At 32.4% G+C, this 6,094-nt stretch carries 3 protein-coding genes and 1 pseudogene; 1 reads left to right on the forward strand and 3 read right to left on the reverse strand.

The features are described 5' to 3' along the window. Positions 1 to 35: 35 nt before the first annotated feature. The 3 genes and pseudogenes from CD127_RS04000 to CD127_RS04010 form a co-directional block, all read right to left on the reverse strand. Positions 36 to 890 (reverse strand): alpha/beta hydrolase, encoded by an 855-nt coding sequence (locus CD127_RS04000; RefSeq protein WP_103365849.1) that lies wholly within the window; start codon positions 888 to 890, stop codon positions 36 to 38. Positions 891 to 1,017: 127 nt separating this feature from the next. Beyond that, entirely contained in the window at positions 1,018 to 2,430 is a 1,413-nt protein-coding gene (gene lacG, locus CD127_RS04005; protein ID WP_103365850.1) for a 6-phospho-beta-galactosidase, read from the reverse strand. Positions 2,431 to 2,445: 15 nt separating this feature from the next. Next, positions 2,446 to 3,966 (reverse strand): annotated as a pseudogene (locus CD127_RS04010) (lactose-specific PTS transporter subunit EIIC); the annotation flags it as partial. Between the two features lie 1,287 nt (positions 3,967 to 5,253). On the opposite strand from CD127_RS04010, the gene CD127_RS04020 reads away from it, so the two are divergent. After that, on the forward strand, positions 5,254 to 5,703 hold the full coding sequence (locus CD127_RS04020) for a 2-thiouracil desulfurase family protein (RefSeq protein ID WP_103365851.1): 450 nt from the start codon (positions 5,254 to 5,256) through the stop codon (positions 5,701 to 5,703). The last annotated feature ends 391 nt before the right edge of the window (positions 5,704 to 6,094 follow it).

The following is a 6,094-nucleotide window of genomic DNA, read 5'->3' on the forward strand; positions in this document are numbered from 1 at the left end:
AATTTCTCGCGTTATCTACTCTTTCTTTTTTACATTTATTTATTCCATAAGAACTTGATTATTTCATTCGCTACTTCTTTATTCTCGTGTAATTGACTATGCTGTGCGGATTTACCAGTATATTTAGTTTCTTTATAAGATTTAGGACTGTCTTGTAATAAATACTTTAATGACTTAGATGAACTATTTGAGACGCGTCCGTCTGAATGTGTGCCATCTTGTAAGTCTCCATAGATATTTAAAACTTCGATATTTTTGTCTTTATAAATATCTTTTAATCCCAATAATTCTTTATAATTATCATTCATTTTACTAGGCTTACCATTTTTATCTACACTAATTTCATTAACTTTTTCATTAAGATTAAGTACGCCATTAAACGTACCAGCAATATTCACTTCTTTTTGAAGTTGCGGTAATTGCTTATCATTACCATAATCTTTCATAAAATAAGCAAATGATAAATTACCCATCGAATGGGCGACAAAGTTATATTTAGTGAAACCATATTGTGCTTTTAACTCAGATAAGACATTTTTAATATTCCTAGCATTTTGATTAACATCACCATTTTTATTATCTTCGAACACTACTTTAACAATAGGATTTTGAGCATCGTTCGAAATAGTACCTTTGAAATGTACGTTACCTTGATTATCTACAGTGGCAACAATGGCGTCTTTAGTTACATCTTTGTTAATCGCTTGTTTCACCATATATTTTTCAGAGTTTTCACTACCACCATATCCATGCATAAACAATGTCACAGTTTGATCTTTAAGCGTCGACGATTGGTGCGAATGTTGTTTTTCAGATTGACTACAACCTGTAACTAAAACTGTCATGATACATAATGTAAATATGAAATAAATCATTTTTCTTTTTGTCATTAACTTTAACGCCACCTGTTTACTTTTATTTATAAGTATAAACGAGCTTCTAGATATTTCCATAAACAAATTTAAAGCAACCATCTAATATATGATTATATATTAGACGGTTGCCTATAATTAATAATTATTTAATTTCTTTAGTTTTAGCTAATTCTTTGTACCAATACGCACTTTTCTTAGGATAGCGTTCTTGAGTATCAAAGTCGACATAGAATAAGCCATAACGTTTTTCATAACCATTTGACCATGAGAACACGTCCATTAATGACCAAATGAAGTAACCTTTTACGTTCGCACCATCACGAATAGCATCAGCAATTACTTCTAAATGTTTTTTCACATAATCAATACGTGCATCATCATCAACTGTTTTACGTTCTTCATCAAATACATCTTTGTAACCTAAACCATTTTCAGTTACATAGATTTTGTGATAATTAGGATAGTCTTTTACGACACGCATAATTTGATCGTATAAACCTTGAGGATAAATCATCCAGTCCCAATCAGTACGTGGTACATCAACATCAAATTCACGTTGACCTACACCTTTAAGTTGATATTTAGAACCACCTTTGGCACCAGTAGCGTTATGAGTAATTTCAGATTCGCCTTCATAGCCTTTCATCCAGTCACTCATGTAGTAATTGATACCTAAGAAGTCATTTAAATCTTTAGCTGCATCTAAAATTTTATAGTCTTCTTCAGTTATATCTAATTTACCGCCGTTCACTGATAAGATGTGTTGCACACCTTCCATTGTTTCGCGAGAGTATTTACCTAAATATGTTGCATCTAGAATGAATTTATTATGGATAATATCTTCAAGTTCTGCTGCTCTAACATCTTCTGGGTTAGAAGGATCATATGGATATTTAGTAGGTAATGCATGAACTACCCCGACTTCACCGCTATATCCATTATCTTTAAATAATTTAACTGCACGTGCATGTGCCACCATCATATTGTGATGAGATTGGAATACTTTTTCGAAATCATATTTAATTCCTGGTGGAAATTTACCAACTAAGTATTGGCCATCACCAATTGGTCCAATTTCATTAAATGTAGTCCAATAGTTAACTTCTGAGAATTCTTCAAAACAGAATTTAGCATAATCTACGAAGTAATCAATTGTTTTACGGTTTAAGAAATCGCCATCACTATGCAAAGTTTCAGGAGTATCAAAGTGATGTAATGTTACGAACGGTTCTACATGACGTTTATGACATTCTTTAAATAAATTGTGATAATATTCTACGCCTTTAGGATTTACTTCGCCATATCCTTTAGGGAAAATACGTGACCATGCAATTGAAATACGAATACCATTTACGCCAAATTTTTCACTTAATTCTAAATCTACTGGATATCTGTTGTAGAAATCACTAGCTGGTTCAGCTGTATACCAATAATTTTCTTCAAGATAAGTGTCCCATGCTACACGACCTTTTCCATCTGTTTGAGTCGCACCTTCTGCTTGATAGGCTGCTGTCGCACCACCGAAAATAAAATCTTCTGGTAATTTTTTCATTATACTTTCATCTCCTAATTATTTTTCAAATTGTTGTTGAACGAAGTCTAATGCTGCTTTGCCATCTCGTGTTAAGTTGATGTATTCAACACCTTGAGTTTTAGCTAATTTAATACCTAAACGATCAGTATCTTGTTTGATATCTTCATAGTTTGAAGCTACTTGAGGTGCTAAGATAACTAAATGATAATCTTTCATAATATCCATATGGGCACCGTAACCACCAGCTGCTGCTTTAACAGGTACGTTATATTCTTCAGCTGCTTTATTTAGTGCGTTGGCTAATAAACCACTTGTTCCACCACCAGCACATAATACTAATACATTCGTTTGTTCAGTAATGTTATTTGAAGATGAAGCTTCTTTTTCATTATCTGCTTGTAATGATGCATCGTCTGCACCAGCAGTTGCTAAAATTGCGTCTGCTTTTTTAGTATCAAAGTTAGCTGCTACTTTTTCTTTTAAGTCATTGTTTGTTACTTTTTTACCTAATTCTTCTTCTAGAATTTGTTCGTCATAAACTTTAACGAATGGGTAATAAATAATAACGTCTACTACAATCAATACAATCGCTAATACGAATGACCAGAATGCAAAACCAGTACCCATTACGATACCTAACGGACCTGGAGTAGTCCAAGGTAAGAAGATACTAAAGCTGTTCATTCCTAGTACATCAACGAAGAATTTAAAGATCCATACGTTTGCAATTGGTGCAAAGATAAATGGAATAAAGAATACAGGGTTTAACACTAATGGTGCACCGAATAAAATCGGTTCGTTTACACCAAAGAATGTCGGTACTACAGATGCTCTACCAATCGCTTTATTACGTTTCGATTTAGTTAACCACATGAACATAAATGGCACGACTAAAGTTGCACCAGTACCACCCATAGTTACAACGAACATTTGAGTACCAGGTGTGATAACTTTGTCTGCATGCTCACCGGCTTGTATTAAATGTAAGTTAGCTTCAAGGTTAGCATACGTAATGGCTGCGATCGCAGGTTCTACAATTGATGGACCATGAATACCTACGAACCAGAAGAATGCAAAGGCACCAAAGATGATTGTTACCCCAACCCATCCATCTGCTGCAGTGAATAATGGTTCGAATATTTTTAAAATACCGTTTGCTACGTTAGTATGCGCTGCGCCTCTAACGATTAAATCTAATGCATAAAGAATAATCATAACCGCTGATAACGGGAAGATATCTTTAAATACTTGTGAAATATTTGGTGGTACTTCTTTAGGCATTTTGATTGTGATATCACGTTTAATAAAGAAGTTATATACAATTACAGTGATAAATGCTGAAAGAAAGGCTGTTAATAAACCTTTAGTTCCCATAAAGGCACTTAAGAATCCACCATCTTTAGCTGGGTCAGCAGCTAAGAATAAGAATCCACACATTGCTGCCATCATTGTTGAAATAAAGTTAATTTGATTTGTTTTTTCGAGTTTTCGGTTAAACGAATCGGTCAATGATTTGGCAGTCGTACCGGCGACAATGAAACCTACAATTCCCATCGTTTAGTTTGTACTTTTTATATGTATTTCTAACTGTTTATAAATGTTGATATAACAGTGTTTTATAGACATAACTTTATTATAGATTGCTATTGATTTTTAAATAACGTATTCAAAACGTATTCAAAACGTATTCAAAATAAAAAACGTCACTCAATGAGTGACGTTTGAAAAGTTTTTTAACTTGCTCGCATGTTAATTTAAATATCAAATAAATAACTACAACTATAATCGAAAATAAGTCAAAAGACGATAAAAGTGATTTATTAAAAGATTGCTTTATCCAAAAGAAGCGGATTAGAAATAATAAAATTGATTGTATTATTAAAGCAAAGAAAATATTAATGACTGGTTTATCTTTAATGAAGTTATACACAATATAAGCTATACAAACAATAGTTATGATTAACATTAAAGCTTTTGCCATTGCTAATACTCCTTTTTAACTTTACATTAGCATATCATTGTATTATTTGTATTTTAATAGTTTCACTGTCCAGATTTGGACTGTGAAATTCACTGCGCACATTTGCGCTGTGAGATCGTACATCATAAACGTGTGCTGCGTAGCCATTTTGACTACGCAGAGTAGCCACAAATGGCTTTTCAGAATTAGATTTTTCTAACTTACTATTCCTCTTCTATTGAGCCGACATTTCGGCTGTATTCATCTAAATTTTAGAGAACGAATATTTTCGTTTTCTAATGCACTAACTTAGTGCGTCAGTTATTAATTTGAGTAATAAGCTCACATTTGAGCCGATTAAATATATAGCTATTCAGTTCTATTACTGAACCCACATTTGGGCTGAGTATAAACCAATATGCCCTAATTTGAGGATATTAAGCTAAGTAGATAATACGTCCACTTATAAACACATTTAACGAAGCCACATTTGGCTCGGTTATACACAAAAAGGTACCCCTAATTTGGGGCACCCTTTATTCTTTTATCAAACCACTTCCCTATTTTAAGGTACTGGTTACAAGCGGACTTTTATGTCCTTTTGTAATTGTTTAAAATGTAAAGTTTTGACAAGTTATAAATAAAAAGACTGCACCCAAAGGATACAGTCAGTTTATTAAAGGATACTCATTTTGAGTAGTAAGTTTAGTAGCTGCATTTATTATCTTATAAAAGGCGCTACATGTAAATAGAAAACGCTTACTTTTTATTACTAAAAAATAATACGTCATATTTACATTTCTTTTTCAACTCTGTATTATTTCTGTATAATATCAAGACAAGAAGAAACTCGTTTCAAAAACCTAAAATATGGAGGATAATATATGATCTTTATAAGTGCATGTTTAGTCGGTCAAAATGTTAGGTATGACGGGGGAAACAAACTCAACAACAATTTAAAAAAGCTTGTAGATCAAGGTATAGCAAAACCAATATGCCCTGAAATTTTAGGTGGCCTACCAACTCCAAGAAACCCCGCAGAAATTGTAGGAGGAGATGGCTTTGATGTATTAGAAAATAAAGCTAAAATCATTGATAATCAAGGAAACGACGTTACAAAAGAATATATAAATGGAGCTATGAAAGCATTAGATACTTGTCAAAAAATGAATTGTAAAACATTAATATTAAAATCTGATAGTCCAACTTGCAGTTCTGAAAATATTTACAGCGGTGAATTTAACGGAAACAAAAAGCAAGGAGTAGGAGTATTTTCAGCACTACTAATAAAAAATGGAATACAAGTTTACAACGAAAAAAACTATAATATTTAAATGCTTTATTTCAAATAGCTTTATTGACTTTGAGCCTCTAAATCCTTAACAAACCCAAAACTTGTCGAATGGTCGGCTTAATAGCTCACGCTATGCCGACATTCGTCTGCAAGTTTAGTTAAGGGTTCTTCTCAACATCAATAAATTTTCTCGGCATAAATGCGTGTTCTACCTCTTTTTATTCTTCTTATTTTTTTCGTTTACAGAAATTATAATTGGTAACAGACCACAACAAATAGCAATTATCAAAAACAAACCAGCATTCATAAAAAAACTCCTTTTTTAAATATTTTGTTACAAGAGTTATTGAATTTTAAAATACCCTTATTTGCAATTTTAAGATACTTTTTAGAGCATTTAGGGGTATTTTATATATATTTATACCTAAAAC

It is taken from the genome of Staphylococcus petrasii (genome assembly GCF_002902565.1).
GTDB classification, from domain to species: domain Bacteria; phylum Bacillota; class Bacilli; order Staphylococcales; family Staphylococcaceae; genus Staphylococcus; species Staphylococcus petrasii.

Coding starts and splice junctions, on each gene's coding strand:
- CD127_RS04000 (WP_103365849.1), bottom strand. CDS start 890: ATGACAAAAAGAAAAATGATTTATTTCATATTTACATTATGTATCATG.
- CD127_RS04020 (WP_103365851.1), top strand. CDS start 5,254: ATGATCTTTATAAGTGCATGTTTAGTCGGTCAAAATGTTAGGTATGAC.